Annotated in this window: 6 protein-coding genes and 1 pseudogene; 2 read left to right on the top strand and 5 right to left on the bottom strand. The window is 66.8% G+C overall.

Annotation, left to right across the window (positions count from 1 at the left end):
• Window positions 1-11 precede the first annotated feature (11 nt).
• The 4 genes and pseudogenes from PQR08_RS32535 to PQR08_RS32545 form a co-directional block, all read right to left on the bottom strand.
• Window positions 12-1532, bottom strand: coding sequence for a 4-hydroxyphenylacetate 3-hydroxylase N-terminal domain-containing protein (locus PQR08_RS32535; RefSeq protein ID WP_250487231.1), 1521 nt, complete (start codon window positions 1530-1532; stop codon window positions 12-14).
• Window positions 1525-13185 (bottom strand): non-ribosomal peptide synthetase, encoded by an 11661-nt coding sequence (locus PQR08_RS32540; protein ID WP_456264725.1) that lies wholly within the window; start codon window positions 13183-13185, stop codon window positions 1525-1527. Before PQR08_RS32540 ends, PQR08_RS32535 begins: the two co-directional genes overlap by 8 nt.
• Before the next feature lie 12 nt (window positions 13186-13197).
• Window positions 13198-14745 (bottom strand): annotated as a pseudogene (locus PQR08_RS38845) (amino acid adenylation domain-containing protein); the annotation flags it as partial.
• Between the two features lie 4 nt (window positions 14746-14749).
• Window positions 14750-16051 carry an NtaA/DmoA family FMN-dependent monooxygenase gene (locus tag PQR08_RS32545; RefSeq protein WP_250487233.1) on the bottom strand — a complete coding sequence of 434 codons (1302 nt, stop codon included), beginning with the start codon at window positions 16049-16051 and terminating at the stop codon, window positions 14750-14752.
• 173 nt (window positions 16052-16224) lie between these two features.
• Here PQR08_RS32545 and PQR08_RS32550 point away from each other — a divergent pair, with 173 nt between their 5' ends.
• The gene (locus tag PQR08_RS32550) at window positions 16225-16584 is read left to right on the top strand and encodes a DUF6072 family protein (protein ID WP_187603671.1); all 360 of its coding nucleotides are present in this window, start codon (window positions 16225-16227) and stop codon (window positions 16582-16584) included.
• A gap of 106 nt (window positions 16585-16690) precedes the next feature.
• On the opposite strand, the gene PQR08_RS32555 is transcribed toward PQR08_RS32550, so the two are convergent.
• Window positions 16691-17434 (bottom strand): class I SAM-dependent methyltransferase, encoded by a 744-nt coding sequence (locus tag PQR08_RS32555; RefSeq protein ID WP_250487234.1) that lies wholly within the window; start codon window positions 17432-17434, stop codon window positions 16691-16693.
• A gap of 137 nt (window positions 17435-17571) precedes the next feature.
• Here PQR08_RS32555 and PQR08_RS32560 point away from each other — a divergent pair, with 137 nt between their 5' ends.
• Complete coding sequence (locus PQR08_RS32560; RefSeq protein WP_250487235.1) at window positions 17572-18585, top strand: prohibitin family protein; 1014 nt, start codon at window positions 17572-17574, stop codon at window positions 18583-18585.
• The last annotated feature ends 26 nt before the right edge of the window (window positions 18586-18611 follow it).

An 18611-nucleotide genomic window follows, 5' to 3' on the forward strand; every position in this document is an offset into this window, starting at 1 on the left:
CGCTCTCCGGGTCATGGCGTTTTCCAGACGGGATTCACCCATCCGTGTTCGTCATAGTCGGCGAGGCACTGATCGACGAGATCCGTCATCTGTTTCAGTGAGCCGTCCGCCGACGCCATCGCTTGCAGATGCACTTTCACTTCTTCGTGGCTGCCCATGTAATTGCGTTCGTAGAGCTCATGACGCCCCGCGAACTCGGTGCCGACCGCGTCCCACATGAGCTTCATCAGCTTGATGCGTTCGCGATGCCCGATGCCGTTGGAGCCGCGAACGTAGCGCGACAGATACCGGTCGATGTCCGGGTTGTCGAAGTCGCGCGCGGACGAGGGCAGATAGATCAGCGCGGACGCCACGATCTTGTGGACGATTTCCTTGATGCGCCCATACGAATCCGGAGCCAGCGCGCGGTACGCCAGCGCGGCGTGCAGATTCGGCAGCACGGCGCCGTCGATCCAGCGGTCGGGCTGACGCGCCATCGTGTTGGCGAGCGACCAGAACATGTGGCGCAGCGCGATGACCTCGCCGAGCATCACCTGATTGCCGCGAAACTCGTCGCCGCTCGTCACGTGCAGCGCTTTCGAGAGCAGCCCGGTGAGAAAGTCCAGCTTCACCGCGTATCGCGTGCAGCCGTGAAAGCTCGTGCCGTGCATGAAGCCAGAAGCGGTCGGGAAATCCGGCGGCATGGCGTCCGTGCCGTGACTCAGCACGTTCTCCCACGGCACGAATACGCGGTCGAGAATCAGGATTGCATCGTTCTCGTCGAAGCGGGAACTGAGCGGCGAATCGAAGGGACTCGACACCTGCGTCGCCTGATATTCGTACGAGTTCCGGCAGATGAGCTTGAGCCCCGGCGCGTTCATCGGCGTGAAGAACATGACGGCGCGGCTCTTGTCGCTTTTGGCGATGCCGGCGTGATGGCTGAGAAACGTGTAGTGCGTGAACGCGGCGGAAGTCGCGACGACCTTCGCGCCCGAGATGACGAGGCCGCCGTCGGTTTCCTCGTCGATATGGATGTAGACGTCCTGCGCCTTCTCGGGCCGCGCGCGATCGATCGGCGGATTGGCGAGCGCATGATTCATGAAGGGCACGGTTTCCTGCGCGAGCTTGTGCCATTGCCGGGCGTTGCCGGCGAATGGCCCGTAGTAGTCCGCGTTCACGTTCAGCGTGTTCATGATCGACGCCTTGTAGTCCGGCGTGCGTCCCATCCAGCCATAGGTGAGCCGCGCCCATGCCGCGATGGCCTGCTGCTGCGCGACGAGATCGTCCGCGTTGCGCGCGTGCCGGAAGTAGCAGTGCGTGAAGCCGCCGTTGCCCGTGTCGGTCGCGCAGGTGAGGCCGGGCTGCTGTGCGGGATCGTGCAGCGCGTCGTATAGGCGTGCCAGCGAGCGCGCGCTGTTGCGGAACGCCGGATGAGTCGCGATGCCGTCGATCCGCTCGCCGTCGAAGAAGACCTCGCGTCCGTCCTGCAGGCTGTCGATGAATGCCCGACCGGTCAGCGGCCGCGCCGCCAGATGCCGCGATAGCTCATTCACTGTGTCTCACCCGATTGGCAAATAGATCACGAATGATCGGTCCGATGATGGCGAGCGCGTCGGCCCGCATCATGTGGTCGTGTTCATAGGGCACATCGATGATGTCGAGCGTGCCGCGTGCGCTTGCGCGCCATGCACGCAGCGAAGCTTCGCCCGACGGCGTCGCCGCGGCGCGCATGAACATGATCGGCGCGCTGAGCGGCGCGGGCCGGAACGCGGCGGCGAGCGTCGCATGGCACGCGGTGACTTCGACCAGCGCCGGCAACGCGCTCTGCGGCACATGCGCGAGCGGGCTTTCGATGGCGCGCATATGGTCCATCACGCGGTCCCAGCGCAGCGCGCCGGGCGCGGTGTCGCTCGCCGGATAGCCGATCATCGCGAGGACATTGCCAAGATGCGTGGCCGGCGCGAGCGTGTCGTGCGGCGGACTCTGGGGCAGCGTGCTGTCGAGCAGCACGACATGCGCGACGGTCTCGCCCAGCGCTTCGAGGCTCGTCGCGATCCGGTGCGCGACGAGGCCGCCGAACGACCATCCCATCAGGCGATACGGACCGCGCGGCTGGATCGCGCGGATATGCGCGATATACCGGTCCGCGAGCCCGGCGACCGAAGGCGGCGGCGCTTCGCCGCTCAGCATCGGGGATTGCAGCCCGTAGAGCGGAACATCGACGCCGATATGCGGGATGAGCGTCGCATAGCACCAGCTCAGGCCGTATCCGGGATGCACGCAGAAGAGCGGCGCGGCGGCGCTCGCATGCTGTAGCGGCAACAGCGGCGCGAGCGCATCCGACGCGTGACGATGCCGCAACCGCGCGGCCAGGCGCGCGACGGTCGGCGCTTCGAACAGCGCGCGAATGCCGGGATCCACACCGAGCGAATCGCGGATGCGGTTGACGAGCCGCGCCGCGCGCAGCGAATGTCCGCCGAGCGCGAAGAAGTTGTCGTCGATCGATACGGCTTCGCGCTCCAGCGTCTCGGCGAAGAGCCGCGCCAGTTCCGCTTCGCGGGCGTCGCGGGGGGCGAGAAAGCGTCGCGGCGCGTGCATGGGCGCTGGCAACGCGGCGCGATCGAGCTTGCCGTTGAGCGTCACGGGCAGACGATCGAGCGTCGTGAAGCTGGCCGGCACCATGAAGTCGGGCAGGTTGCGGGCGAGTGCATCGCGCACCCGGGCTTCGTCGTAGTCCGCACCGGCGACGACATAAGCGGCCAGTTGCCCGTCCACCAGCGCAACGGCGCAGTCACGCACCGATTCCTGCGCGCGCAGCACGGCTTCCGCTTCGCCGGTCTCGACGCGAAAGCCGCGTATCTTGACCTGATGATCGGAACGGCCGAGGAATTCCAGTTCGCCGTCGGCGGACCAGCGCGCCAGATCGCCCGTTCGATACATGCGCTCGCCCGGCACGCCGTAGGGATCGGCGACGAAACGCTCGCCGGTCAGATCGGGCCTGCCGCTATATCCGCGCGCGAGTCCCCGCCCGGCGATATAGAGATCGCCAGCCGTCCCCGGCGGGCAGCGGCCCAGCCAGCGGTCGAGCACATGCACGCGCGTATTCCAGACCGGCCGTCCTATGCCGCTTCGCGTCCGGTCCGCCGCCAGCTCCGCCGCTGTCGACCAGATCGTGGTTTCGGTCGGTCCATAGACATTGATCACGCGGCGGGCATGGGCGCGCAGCCGTTCCGCGAGACGCGCGGACAGCGCCTCGCCGCCGGTCAGCGCAAGCCTGAACGCGGGCTGCGGGCCGTCTTCGATTTCGCGCAGCAGCGCGTCCCAGAGCGTCGGCGTCGCCTGCATCACGTTCGCTCGCGATGCAGCGGCGAGGCGCGCGAGACTGCGCGGATCCTTCACGTCGTCGGAGGCGGCCAGCACGATCGTCGCGCCCGCGAGCAGCGGACCGAGCAATTCGAGGCACGCGATATCGAAGCCCAGCGTCGTCACCGCGAGCAGGCGGTCGCCGGATTTCAGGCCGATGCGATCCTGCATCGCCGCAAGCAGGTTGACGAGGCCGGCGCGCGGCACCGCGACGCCCTTGGGCGTGCCGGTCGAGCCGGACGTATAGATCACATAGGCCAGATGCTCCGCGCGCGCAGCGGGCGCGATGGCGGCGAATACCGCGTCGCCGTCATGCGCTGGCAAGCGATCGACGACGAGCGCGGGTCGTGCATCGTCGAGCATGGCCGCGATGCGCGTCTGCGGATAAGCAGGATCGATCGGAAGGAAGGCCGCGCCGCTCTTCAGGACGCCGAGCATGGCCACCACGATGTCGGGCGTGCGCGGCAAGGTCAGCGCGACCAGATCGTCGGGGCCGATGCCGCGTGCGATCAGCGCATGTGCGAAATCATCCGAACGCCGGTCGAGATCGGCGTACGTCCAGCGCGTTTCGCCCTGTTCGATCGCGACGAGCTCAGGCGTGCGCCGCGCCTGCCGCGAAAACTGCGCCGCGACGTCGTCATCGGGGATGGCGTGCGTCGTTCGATTCCACGCGCTCATGCGTTCGGCTTCGGCGGGCGCGAGCAGATCGCGGGCGATGACCGCCTCTTCCGGCGCCGCCGCGACGTGCTCCAGCACGCGCACGAACCGGTTCAACAACTTGTGCGCCGCCTCGGCATCGAACTGGCTGATCCGGCAGTCGAGACGCAGCGTCATGCGTTCGCCCGGAATCGCCACGAGCGTCACGGGATAGTGCGTGCCGTCGTAACCGTCGATGCCCGCGATCGCGAGCCCATCCGACGCGCCGTGCAGGCGGCGGGCATCCATCGGATAGTTCTCGACGATCAGCAGGGAGTCGAACAGTTCGTTGTGTCCGGACTGCTCCAGGATTTCCGTGAGGCCGAGATGCTGATGCGGCAACAGGTCCGCTTGCGCCGCCTGCATGCGCCGAAACAGCTCGGGCCAGCGCTCGCCCGGAGCGAGCGCGACGCGCAGCGGCAGCGTATTGATGAAGAGGCCGACGCGCCGCTCGATATCCTGCAACTCGGCGGGACGGCCCGACACCGTGATGCCGAACACGATGTCCCCGCGTCCCGTGAGCCGGGCGAGCAGCACGGCCCAGGAGGCCTGCAGGATCGTGCTCATCGTCGCTTCGTGGCGTTGCGCCAGCGTGACGAGCGCGCCGCTCAGGCTCTCGGGCAGATCGATCCGGATCGTGCGCGCGTCCGGCGCATCCGAACCCGGTTCGGGCCGGGTCAGCCGTGTCGGCCCGTCCAGTCCGCGCAGCGCTTCGCGCCAGGCGGCACGCGCGGCCGTCTTGTCCTGGCGCTTCAGCCATGCGTGCTGATCGCGCAAAGGAAACGCGGCCTTCGGCGCATCGCCCGCATACAGCGACATCAGATCGGACACCACGACCGGCATCGACCAGCCATCGAGCAGCAGATGATGGTTGCTCATCACGAGCCGATGGCGTCGCGGACCGGTCTTGACGAGCGCGAAGCGCAGGAGCGGCGCGCGTTCGAGATCGAAGCGGCTTTCGCGTTCCGACGCGAGCAGGGCCGACAGCGCCCCGGCGATATCTTGCGCGCCCGAAATATCCGCCGCACGCCACGGCACGTTCACCGAACCGGCGACGACCTGAACCGGCCGTCCGCTCACGGTGCGAATGCTCACGCGCAAGGCTTCGTGACGCGCCAGCAGCGCGTCGGCCGCGGCCCGAAGACGCGCGGCATCGACGTGCCCTTCGAGGGTCAGCGAAATTTGCGCGATGTAGGGATCGGGGCCGGACGCATCGTATTGCGAATGGAACAGCAGCCCTTCCTGCAAGGGCAGAAGCGGCAGGATGTCCTGCGCGCCGGGCGTCGCGGTTTCGATCGCGTCGATCTCCGCCTGCGTGAAATCGCCGCCGACATCCGATGGCGTCAGCCCGCCGGATTCGAGCCGCGCCATCCCGCGCAGCGCGTCGAACCAGCGGCGGGCCAGTTCGCGAATCGATGTCTCGTCGAACAGGCCGCCCGCGAAGGTCCAGTGCGCGTGCAGCTGCGGCCCGTCGTCGCCGTCGACGACCTGTGCATCCAGCGCGATGGCATGGGACAAGGGCGCATCGGCATCGTCGCCGCCTTCGAGCGACAGGCCGCCTGCCGCCGACCAGACGCCGCCCGAACCGCCGAAGCGGCCGAGATAGTTGAACGACAGTTGCGCGCGCGCGCCTTGCAGATGCGCGGCCGTCCGCGCATTGAGATAGCGCAGCAGCCCATATCCGATGCCGTTATCGGGCAGCGCCCGCAACGCTTCCTTGACCCGCTTCACGAGCGCGGAAAGCGGCGTCGCGCCGGTTTCGACGCTGTCGATATCGATGCGCACGGGATGAAGGCTCGTGAACCAGCCCACCGTCTGCGACAGATCGAAACCGCTGTCGCCCGGCTCGCGGCCATGCCCTTCGAGATCGAGCAGGACCGGACCGCTCGCGCCGCGCCATCCGGCCACGGCGAGCGCGTAGCCCGCGAGCAGAACGTCGTTCACGCCGCCGCGAAACAACGCGGGAACGCTGCCGAGCAGGCGCGCCGTGGTCGCGGCGTCGAGCTGCGCGCTCACGCGGCGTGCCGTCGCCAGCGTGTCGGTGCGTTCGAGCGGGCGCGCGGCGAGCGGCAAGTCGGGGGCGGCGACGATCCATCGCCAGCGATCGAGTTCGGCGACGCGCCGCGCGGCGTGCGCATCCTCGTGAAGATGGCGCGCCCAGCGGTGAAAGGACGTCGGCACCGGCGGCAGTGCGCACGGCTGGCCGCGCGCGGCGAGATCGTAGGCCTCTGCGAGATCGTCGAGCAGGATGCGCCATGACACGCCATCCACGACGAGATGATGGATCGTGAGCAGGAGCATGCTCGCCGCCGCGCGCCGGTCGTACCAGACGGCCCGCAGCACGCGGCCCTGCTGCGGAGCGAGCCATCGTTCGAGCGCGTGTTGCTGACGCGCGGCGTCGCGCTCGACATCGGTGCTGGTCCAGTCGCGCGCATCGATCCGTTGCAGCAGCGTCGCCGCATCGGAGTCGCCGGGGGTTACATCGAGTTCTCCGTCGATCAGACGCGCCCGCAGCAACGCATGCCGCGCGATTGCCGCCTGCAATGCCTGCACGAGCGTCGCGTGGCGCGCGTTGGCCGGCAGGCTTATCCGCATGGACTGGCTGAATGCGCCGATCGCGCCGCCGCGCCCGCTCAGCCATCGCATGATGGGCGTGGCGGGCACGCGGCCGGTCGCATCGTCTTCTGGCGGCGATGCCGCAACGCGCCCGGCATCGGAGAGAACGCCAGCGATCTGCGCGAGGCCGGACGGCGTCTTGTGCCGGAACACATCGGCCGGGCTCAGATCGAGGCCCGCCGCACGCGCGCGGCTCACGAACCGGATCGACAGAATGCTGTCTCCGCCCAGCGCGAAGAAGCTGTCGTCCGCCTGCACATCCTCGCGGTCGAGCACTTCGGCGAAGAGCCGCGCGATCACGGCTTCCCGTTCCGTCGCCGGAACGCGCCGCGCCGATACCTCGCGCGATGGCGCGGGCAACGCCTTGCGATCGAGCTTGCCGTTGGGCGTGAGCGGCAGCGTGTCGAGCACCACGAACGCCGACGGCGCCATGTGCGCGGGCAGGCGTCTCGCGACGGCGGCGCGCAGCGATTGCGCATCGAACGTCGGTGCCGGCACGACATAGGCGACGAGTTGCCGCTCGCGCACGGCGACGGCGCAGGATCGCACGCCATCGTCTTCCATCAGCACGGCTTCGATTTCGCCCGGCTCGATGCGAAAGCCGCGCAACTTGATCTGCTGATCGGCTCGGCCGAGATAATCGAGTTGCCCATCGGCTCGCCAGCGTCCCAGATCGCCCGTGCGATAAAGCCGCGTTCCCGCCGCGCCGAACGGATTGGCGACGAAGCGCTCGGCCGTCAGGTCGGGCCGCGCGAAGTATCCGCGCGCCAGTCCCGCGCCGGCGACGTAGATCTCGCCGGTCACGCCCGCCGCGCACGATCGCAGGCAGGCGTCGAGCACATGCACCTGGCTGTTCCACACCGGACGTCCGATCGGCGGCGCGAGCGGGCCGGCGAGGTCGTCGCTCATCGTCGCGCATACGGTGACTTCCGTCGGTCCATAGGCGTTGATGAGCCGCCGCCCGTTCGACCAGCGTCCCGCCGTGTCGGGCGAGATCGCCTCGCCCGCGGTGACGATCGTGCACGCGGCGGGAATCGTCGCGGGGTCCATGACGGCGAGCAGCGCGGGCGGCAGCGTCACGCAGGTGATGTCCTGCTCGCGGATCAGCCCGGCGAGGCGCTCCGCCGACATCAACGCCGGATCGGCGAGAACGAGGCGCGCGCCGCGCAGCAGCGTAACGAGCACTTCGGAGACGGCGGCATCGAACGAGAGCGACGCGAACTGCAATACGCGCGATGCTTCCGTGATGCCGAAGCGCTCGGCCTGCGCGCCGACCAGACTCGCGATGCCCGCGCGCGTCACCACGACGCCCTTCGGCTTGCCGCTGGAGCCCGATGTATAGACGACATACGCGGGATGACCGGGCGCGACGGCGCGCACGAGCGCGCCTGTGGGCCAGCCCGCGAGCGGCGGCAGCGCCGAAAGCGTGCGCGCGGGCCGCGCATCGGCGAGCATCGCGTCGATGCGTCCCTGCGGATAATGCGGATCGACCGGCAGATAGGCGCCGCCGCTCTTGAGCACGCCGAGCATCGCGACGACCATGTCGGGCGTCCGGTGCATGGTCAGCGCGACGATGCGCTCCGGCCCGATGCCGTGCTCGACGAGGCAATGAGCCAGCGCGTTCGAGCGCGTGTCGAGCTCGCGGTACGTCAGTTGTTCCGATCCCTGCGTCACCGCGATGGCGTCCGGCGTGCGCGCCGCCTGCGCGCTGAAGCGCGCCGCGACATCGTCCTGTGCGACGGGACGCGCGGTTGCGTTCCAGCGCTCGATCTCGTCGCGTTCGCCGGGCGCAAGCAGGTCGATGCGTCCGACGAGACCGTCCGGCTGCGCGGCCATCGACTGCAGGATCTGCATGAGCGTGGCGAGAAGCCGCCGCGCATCGTGGTCGGATATCTGATCCGCGCGATGATCGATCCGCAACTCCAGTTCGCGTCCTGGCGTGACCATCAGGCTGACCGGATAGTGCGTCGTGTCGTTGACCGTCATCCCCGTCAGCACGACGCCGTCGATCTCGCTCTGCATGCGCGCGGCGGGATAGTTTTCGACGACCACCAGCGTGTCGAACAGCTCGCCGTGCCCGACGAGCGCCTGCACTTCGGTCAACCCGATGTGCTGATGAGGCAGCAGCGCCGACTGGTCCCGCTGGATGCGTTCGAGCAACTGCGCGACCGTCTCGCCGGCGTGCAGGGTCGCGCGCAGCGGAAGCGTGCTGATGAAAAGCCCAACGCGTTTCTCGACGTCCTGCAACTCGGCGGGCCGTCCCGCTGCCGTGACGCCGAACACGACGTCGTGCCGCCCGGCCCAATGGCCGAGAAGGATCGCCCACGCGCCCTGTGCGAAGGTCGCCAGCGTCAGGCCGCGATGGCGCGCGCAGTCAACGAGACGCGCCGTCGTATCCGCATCGAGCGTCCCGGCGACGGATTCCTGCCGCGCGGCGTTCGCGCCGGGGTCCGCGTTGGCGACGAGACGCGTCGGTCCGTCCAGTCCGTCGAGCGCGGCCTTCCACGCGCTGCGTGCGGACTCGCGATCCTGCTTCGCCAGCCAGAGGAACTGATCGCGCAACGGCGGCGCATGGCCGAGCGCTTCGCCGGCGTATGCCTGCATCAGCTCGGACACGATGACAGGCATCGACCAGCCATCGATCAGAAGATGATGAAGACTCAGCACCAGCCGATGATGACCGTGGCCCAGCCGCAGCAGGGCGGCGCGCAGCAACGGCGCCGAAGTCAGATCGAAGCGATGCTCGCGGTCCCGCCGAAGCCAGTCCGCGAGCGCGTCGTGCGGATTCGTGGCGTTGGTTAGATCGATGTCTCGCCAGCGCGTTTCGACGGCGCGGCGCAGCGCCTGCACGGTGCGTCCATCGACGGCATGAAAACTGACCCGTAGCGCTTCGTGCCGTTCGATCAGCCTGTTCAGCGCGGCATGCAGCCTGTTGCGGTTCAGGTCGCCTTCGAACGACAGCACCAGTTGCACGATGTACGGATCGGGACCGGCCGCGTCGAACATGGCATGGAAGAACAGCCCTTCCTGCAACGGCGCGAGCGGGAGAACGTCTGCGGCATCGGGAACATCGGCGCGCAACGCGGCCAGCATGTCCGGCCATGCTGCATCGGCGGACTGCGGCTCGATGCTCAGATCGCGCGCGACGACAGCGAGCGCAGCCGGCGTCTTTTCGCGGAAGACATCCGCGGGCGTCAGCACGAGCCCCGCCTTGCGCGCACGGCTGACGAGCTGAATGGACAGGATGCTGTCGCCGCCCAGCGCGAAGAAGCCATCGTCCGCACCGACGGATTCGATGTCGAGCACGTCCGCGAACAGCTTCGCCAGCGAGGCTTCGCGCGGCGTCGCGGGCGGGCGCGTCGCCGATGTCCGCGCCTGATAGGCCGGCAGCGCCTTGCGGTCGAGCTTGCCGTTTCGTGTGATCGGAAGCCTGTCGAGCCTCACGAAGCCGACCGGCACCATATAGTCGGGCAGGCGCTGCCGGAGCGCCGCGCGCACATGCCGCTCGTCGTAATGCTCGTCAGCGACGACATAGGCCACGAGACGGCTGCCCGTCGCGCCGTCCTGCTGCGCCAGCACCGCGCACGCGCGGATCGCGGGCTGCTCGGACAGCGCGGTTTCGATTTCGCCGGGTTCGACGCGCAGTCCGCGCACCTTCACCTGCTGATCGGCGCGGCCGGCGAATTCCAGCTCGCCCTGTTCGTTCCAGCGCGCGAGATCGCCGGTGCGGTACATGCGCGCGCCGGGCCGTCCGTGAGGATCGGCGACGAAGCGCTCGGCCGTGATGCCCGTCTGCCCGACATACCCGCGCGCGAGGACATCGCCCGCGATATAGAGATCGCCTGCCACGCCGATCGGGCAAAGGTTCAGGAAGTCGTCGAGCACGTGAATCTGCGCGGACGCACGCGGCGCGCCGATCGGAACCGGATGCCGCAGCCGCCGGTCGGGCGTCGCCGGAAAGCTCGTGACGAACACGCTGGTCTCGGTCGGGCCGTAGCAGTTCAGGAGGGTGATCTCCGGAAAGCGTTGCAAGACGCGCTGGAAGCTCGCGACCGAGGCCGTGTCGCCGCCGGTGAGGATCGTGCGCAGGCCGTTCAGACACTCCAGGTCTTCGGTGACCAGCAGATTGAAAAGGCTCGTCGTCAGGAGAAGATTGTTCGCGCCGTGGTCGGCGATTTCGCGGCGCAGATCGGCGGGCGTCAACTGCTCGCACGAAGCCACGGCGAGTTCGTCGCCGCGCAATAACGCGCTCCAGATTTCGTAGCTGCTGGCGTCGAACGCATAGGCCGACTGGAACAGCACGCGTTGCGGCGGAAGGTCGAGCAGATCCATCGCCATATCGACGATGCCCCTGTGGGTAAGCTCGATGCCTTTGGGCAGCCCGGACGAGCCGGACGTGTACATGACGTTGATCAGGCACTGCGGCGGGATGTCGATGGCGAGGGGACCGTCGTCGCCATCGTCGAGCATCGCGGGATCGATGCGGAGCGTTGCCGCGGCGCCGTAGCCGGGGTGTGTGTCGGTATCGTGGAGCACGAGCGCGGCTTGCGTGTCGTCGAGCATGCGCCTTATGCGCTCAGGCGGCTGGCCGCGATAGAGCGGCAGATAGCATCCGCCGGCCTTCACGATGGCGAGCGTTGCGACGATCAGCTCAAGCGAACGCGCCATATCGACGGCGACGCGTGTTTCGAGCGCGACCCCGTGCGCCGCGAGCCGATGCGCGAGCCGGTTCGACATCCGGTCGAGCTGCCGGTACGTCAGTGCGTGCGCGCCGCAACGCAGCGCGATGGCATGCGGCTGGCGCTCGACGATCCGCGCGAAGCGTTGCGGAATCGACTGCGCTTCTCGCTGGCGCGTCTGCGATGGCGCGCCGAAGCCGAGCAGCGCCGCGCGTTCCTCGGGCGCGAGCACGACATGACGCCCGATGCCCGCGTCGGGATCGGCGATGGCCTGATCGAGCATGCCCTGAAACGCGGCGGTCATGCGGCGAGCGGTGGCGGGCTCGAACAAATCGGCGGCGAATTCGAGACTGCCTTCGATGACGCCGTGACCGTCATCGCCGCCGCCGTGGGCGATGAACTCGAACGCGAGATCGAACTTGGCCGCCGCATTGCCGATGGCGCGCGGCGTCGCCGTCAGCCCTTGCAGCGAGAGCCGCGCATCATCGCCATATTCGAGCTTCAACGCGACCTGGAACAGCGGATGACGCGCGGCGCCGCGCTCGGGATTGAGCGTCTCCACGATGCTCGAAAACGGCACATCCTGATTGGCGTAGGCGGCGAGATCGACATCGCGCACGCGTGCGAGCAGTTCGCGAAACGTCGGATTGCCGCTCGCATCGACGCGCAGCACCAGACTGTTCACGAAGTAGCCGACGAGGTCCTTGAGCTGCTCGTCGAAGCGGTTTTCGCCCGGCGTGCCGATGAACACGTCCGTGCCCGCGCCGAAGCGCCGCAGCACCGCGACCAACGCGCACTGCAACACCATGAAGAGCGTGGCGTGATGAGCCTGGGCGAAGTGCGCCGCGCGACGATGCAGGCCCGGATCGATCCGGAACGCGATGCGTTCGGCGCGGCCCAGCGCGTCGGCCGGCCGCGGGCGCACGCGCGGCAGCGGCAATTCGTCGGGAAGGTCGGCCAGCATGCCGCGCCAGTAGGCGAGCTGCCGCTGCGCGAGACTGCCCGTTTCGTGGACGGAGCCGAGCAGCTTGCGCTGCCAGTCCGCGAAATCGGCGTATTGCACCGGCAGCGGCGGCAAGTCCGGTCGCATGCCGGCGCGCCGCGCTTCGTAGGCCGTCGATACGTCGCGCAGAAACGGCGCGAGCGACGCGCCATCGAAGGCGATGTGGTGAAAGCTGAAAACCAGTACGGCGCGATCTTGCGTGCAGCGCAGCAGGCGCGCCCTGAAGGGAATGCGGCTTTCGAGGTCGAAGGGCGCGCCGGTCTCGTCAGCGATATGGCGATCGAGTTCGGCGGGCGTCAGGTTCGTCACGGCGAGCAGATCATCGAGTTCGCTCGCGCGCAGGACATGCTGATACGGGCCGTCGTCCGCATGACGAAAGAGCGTGCGCAGGCTGTCGTGCCGCGCGGCGACGTCGTGAAGCGCGAGGCGCAGCGCGTGCGCATCGCACGGACCGGACAGTTCGAAGGCGTAGGGCAGGTTGTAGGCGGCCGCCGCCGCGCCATCGCCCAGCCGCGCCAGAAACCATAATCCCTGCTGTCCCGCCGACAGGCAGGCGCGCTCGCGCGATGCCTCCGCCGACAAGCGCAGCCGCCGCGTGCCGCCGCCTTCGAGCAACGCGGCAAGCCGTTCGACGGTCGGCGCGCGGAACACATCGCTGACACTCGCATCGACTTGCAATACGGCGCGTATCCGGTTCGCGAGCTGTGCGGCAAGCAGCGAATGGCCGCCCGATGCGAAGAAGTCATCGTGGATGCCGACGTCATCCAGCCGCAGCACATCGGCGAACAGGCGCGCAAGTTCGATCTCGACGGGCGTTCTGCCGGAAGGACCGCGAGCGCCGTCACGCATCGCTTTGGGCAAGGCGGCGCGATCGAGCTTGCCGTTGGGAAGGAGCGGCAACGCGGACATCGCGACGAAGGCCGACGGCTGCATGTAGTCGGGCATCCGGCGCGTCAGCGACTCGCGCACGGCGGCTTCTTCATAGCCGGCCGCGGGCACGACATAAGCGACGAGCCGTGCTTCGCCCGGTGCATCCTCCTGCAAGACGACGGCCGCCGCCGCGACATGCGGATGCGCGAAGAGCGCAGCCTCGATTTCGCCCGGCTCGACGCGAAAGCCGCGTATCTTGACCTGCCTGTCGGCGCGGCCGAGATATTCGATTTCGTTGTCGTCGCGCCGACGCGCCCGGTCGCCGGTGCGATACATCCGCGAGCCGGACGGACCGTGAGGATCGGCCAGAAAGCGCTCTGCCGTGAGGCCGGGTTGCCCGAGATAGCCTCGGGCCAGTCCCGCGCCCGCGAGATAGAGTTCGCCGGCTTCGCCCGCGACGCAGGGTTGCAGGCGTTCATCGAGCACATAAGCCGATGTGTTCCAGATCTCGTGGCCGACGGGCGCGCCATTCGCCGGGGTGGCGACCGCATGCAGGCTGTCGCCGCTCGCTTCCGACGACCCGTAGAAATTGACGAGACAGGCATCAGGCACGCAGGCGGCAAAGCGTTCCGCCAGCGCGGGCGGCAGCGTTTCGCCGCTGCATATCCAGAGTGGACAGCGGTTGAGCGCGACGTGATCGGGCTGATCGAGCAGCGCCGCGAGCAGGCTGGGAACGACCGTGATGCGGCCGATTTCCAGACGCGGAATTTCGGCCGCCAGCAGAGCCGGGTCTCGGGCGACGTCCGCATCGGTCAGCGCGACCGTGGCGCCGGCGATCAGCGGCGCGAGCAGTTCGGTCGCGCCATCGATGAAGCTCATCGAGCTTTTGGCGAGCACCGTTTCGCCGGGCGCGAACGCGTACGTTTCGGCCACCCAGCACAATCGATTGACGAGGCCCGCGTGCAGGCCGACCACACCTTTCGGGCGGCCGGTCGAGCCCGACGTATAGATGACATACGCGGCATCGAGCGGGCGTGCGGCTGTGCGATGCGCCGTTTCCTCACGCGCGGCATGATCGCTCGCGGGGAGATCGACCATATGCAGTATCGGAATCTCCCGCACGATTTCGGCGAGTTCGGCGGCGAGGCTCGTGTTAGTCAGCACGCACGACGGCCGCGCATCGCGCGACATGAAGGCGAGCCGGTCCGCCGGATACGCGGGATCGAGCGGAAGATAGGCCGCGCCGCTCCTGAGCACGCCGAGAATGGCCAGCACCATGTCGAACGAACGCGGCAGCGCGATCGCGACGATGTCCCCCGGCCCGAGCCCGTGCGACATGAGCAGATCGCCCAGCCGGTTGGCGCGCACGTTCAGTTCCGCGTAGGTCATCTGGCGCGCGCCGTGCAGCAACGCCGCGGTCGTGGGCGTGCGCGCGGCCTGGCGCTCCAGAAGGTCGCATACGGTCAGCGTCGTCAGCTCGTCGGCGGACCAGCGCGTCGCGTCGTGGCCGCCGTCGATCGGATCGGTCAACGCGTCCATTCAATCAGCCATCCTGATGATGAGTGGACGTCAATCCACGTGCACGCAGCTCGGGAATCACGGCGCGGCCAAATTCCTCGAAGGTGCCCGGAAAATGCGTCGGCGTGATGACGAAGCCGTCGCAGCAGTCCTCGAACAACGCCTGAAGTTGATCGGCGACATCGGACGCCGTACCGATGAGACGTGGCGTGCCCGTGCTCGCCGACAACCCGATGGCGACGTCATCGACGCGAATGTCGGGTTTCGCATCGAGCAGCTTCGCAAGCCACGCCAGCGTGCCGCCCGCATCGACCGCGGGCCGCTTGCGCTGGGTTTCGAGAATCGGCTGCAAAGGGGCATCGCCCGATACGCTCGACAGGTCGAGGCCCAGCATCGCGGCCAGATAGCTTCGGGCTGCATCGGGGTCCACGAGCGTGTCGAGGTGCGCGGCGCGGGCCTCGGCGATTTCACGCGTCTCGCCGATCACGGGTTGCACCGCCGCCATCAGGCGTATGTCCTGCGGCGAGCGTCCCATGCGCGCGGCGCGTGCGCGGACGTCGTCGCGCAATTCGCGCATGGCGGCGGGCTCGCTCTGTATCGCGAAGATGACCTCCGCCCAGCGCGCCGCGAAGTCGCGGCCTCGCGGCGAAACGCCCGCGGCCATCAGCGTGGGTCCGCCCCGGTACGGCAGCGTCAGCGGGCCGCGTATATCGAAGTGACGGCCCTTGTGATCGATCTGATGGATCTTGTCGGCGCGGGCATAGACTCCGGACTTCTTGTCTGTAATGAGCGCGCCTTCATCCCACGAGGACCAGAGGTCGTGACACACCGTCAGCACTTCTTCCGCACGATCGTATAGATCGCGATGATCGAGCGATGTGAGATGCGCGAAGTTGATGCCGTTGCTCGGCCCCGCCGACGTGACGACATTCCACGCCATTCGACCTTGACTAAAATGATTCAGTGTACTAAGCGTTCTGGCGATATGATAAGGCTCCATATAGGTCGTCGACAGCGTGACCGTAAACCTCAGGCGGCGCGTGACGCCGATCATCGGCGCAACCAGCAAGGCGGGATCGTGACGGATCGCGCCGCTTGCACCGCGGCTTGTCATCGTTTGCCATTCGCCGTCTTCACCCATTGGAACGGCGAGCGATTCCGGCACGAACGCATAGTCGTAACCATAACGATCGAGGCTGCGAGCCAGGTTTTCGTAGAGCCTGCGATCGCAGAAATCGGTTTCGCTATAGGGATGGCGCCACATGGCGCCGAAGTGACTTCCGGGCACCAGCACGTAAGCCGATAAAAGCATGTGACGGCGCGTCACGATGCGGCTCCGCGTACCATGTCACACGTTTGTGATGCCTTGATGGAATCATTTCCAGCAGGGTTTCGTACGAACATGCGACACCACCTTTTTACTGGTAGTCACCGGAATTTCTGCGTATATTGTTCTAGTGTGGTTGAAGTTGTCAATTAAGTTGACCTGAGGGCCAAGACATGAAAGACAACACCGCGGTCACCGAGACTCCTCATACGGAAAGAATTACCAGCGATACTCCCGCTGTGACGCGCAGCACGAGTCCGGCCACCAATGGCGTGAAACTCGTGGGCGAAGCGTTCGTCCCCGGCGCGAGTCTCCTGATGGATGGAAATGTCGTCAATGGCGCTGCACACGTGGCAGCAGGCATCGGCATCAAGATGCTTTTCGGGCCGGTCGGTCTGCTGCTGGCGGCGGCTGATTCCTACTCGAAATCGGTGACCGACAAGTACCTGTGGAACCACGTCAACGATCTCGTCACCAAGGCGAAGGAGACGCGAAAGGCCAGAGCGGAAGCGGCGAGCCCGCCTGCCGAGTAATTCCCCATCGGCTCTGCGCCGATACGATTGCAAACATCACTGAGCATAACTTTTCAGATGCGCCCGAAGCACTCGCCGCGCATCTGAAAGCATGTGCACGCTCGTTTCAATGCTCGAGTCGCTGAAACACCCGAAGCTCGTGCCCATAGATCAGACGGGGAATGAATTCACCATGCACGAGAGCGAGCCGATGATCGCCGGCCCAGGTTTCCACGGCGCCTTCGGGAACTTGCTCCACCCACTCGCGCGTAAAGATGTAATCGTCGATATTGTGGGCCAGCCGACGCCCGCCCGGGCGCGCGGTCATATCCTTGTAGAGAAAAATGCCGCCCGGTTTGACGCGCTGCGCCGCGGCGGCGAATACGTCGCTTCTGCTTCCCGGCGGCACGTGATGCAGGACATCCACCATCGCAACGACGTCGAACGGACCTTCCGGCGCTTCGGCGACCGACCGTACGTGCTCGAACGTCAGAATGCCTTGTGCGCCGACACGCTGCGCTGCGGCACGCGCCGATTCCAGCGGCGGCGCCATGACGTCGCAACCCACGCCACGACGAATCTTTTTCATGGCCGCGAGCAGCGTGAGCAGCGATCCCGCGCCGCAGCCCACGTCGAGAACCTCGGCGTCGTCGCGAATGAACGGCACCAGTTTGTCGTAAGGGCAGACGTAAGGGCGAATCGCGCTCAACCATCGGAAGGGCGCGGGCGTGTCGCAATACGCGGCATAGAAGAAACGGCGCAGTTGCGCGGGCGTTGCAGCGCTGTCTACCGAGGGAATGGAGGCCGATGCGGGAGCGAGCATTTCCGTGTGCAGGTGTCGTCCGATCTTGCGCTTGATGTTACTATGCAAACACTTTTTGCGCCGCAAAATTCTGCGAATTATTCGTTATCCGTACGAGTTGATGCCAGATGAGCCCAGCGGATCCGGTCGATGACGAGGCTTCCGAACCTCAAAAGCACCGCATAGTCAGGCACGTCCGGTATCGGATGAGCCGGAGCGAAAAGTTCATCGCGGTGTCGCTCGTCGTCGGCGTCATCGTGCTGCTTTTGATTCCCTTCACGTTCATCATCATTCCGGCGGGCCATGTCGGCGTGCTCTATCGCTTGCTGAGACACGGCACGGAGACGGACTTCGTCTATCACGAAGGGCTGAACATCAAGTGGCCGTTCGATCGGATCTATACCTACGAAGTCAGGACGAAGACGCTCGACGAGAGCGTCCACGCGCTCGCGCGCGACGGCCTGAGCGTTCAGGTGGAGATTTCCGTGCTGTATCGCCCGGTGCCGGATAACGCGGGGAAGCTGCATCAGGAAGTCGGCTATGACTACGTCGACCGGGTCGTGCGTCCGATTTCGCTCGGCGCCGTGCGCGACATCATCGGCAAATGCGATCCGCACGATCTGTATCGCATCAATGTCGAAGAGCTGGAAGGCCGCATACTGGAGAAGATGCATGGGTCGCCGGCCGCGAAGGGGCTCATTTTCTTCGAGCGCGTCGTCGTGCGCGATCTCGATCTGCCGACCACCGTGAACGACTCGATCAACAGAAAGCTCACTGAAGAACAGAATGCGCAGGCGTATAAATTCCTGATCGCGCAGGCGCAGGACGAAGCGGAGCGCAAGCGGATCGAGGCCATCGGCATTCAGACGTTCTATTCCATCGTCGCCAATTCGCTGACGCCCCAGTTGCTGACATGGCGAGGCATCGAAGCGACCGTGCAGTTGTCGAACTCCAGCAACTCGAAGATCGTCGTGGTCGGTGGCGGGAAAGATCAGCTTCCGTTGATTCTCGGAAGCGACATCGCCAAGCAGCCGGACCTTCCCGCGCCGAAGGTGATCGATCCGCAGTCGCATCCGCTGCCGCAATGGCGCGATCTTCCAAAGCTCTTTCCGAAAGCCGGCGACGCGGGCGCCGCCGCCTCCGAAAGCAGCGCCGGCACCGCGCCCGGCGATGAAACCAACGTGTCGCGAGCCGCCAATCCAGGCGCTAAACAACGTTAGATGCTTGTGATGTTAAGCTGATTGCT

The sequence above is a fragment of the Caballeronia jiangsuensis genome, assembly GCF_046030135.1.
In the GTDB taxonomy this organism is placed as follows: domain Bacteria; phylum Pseudomonadota; class Gammaproteobacteria; order Burkholderiales; family Burkholderiaceae; genus Caballeronia; species Caballeronia jiangsuensis.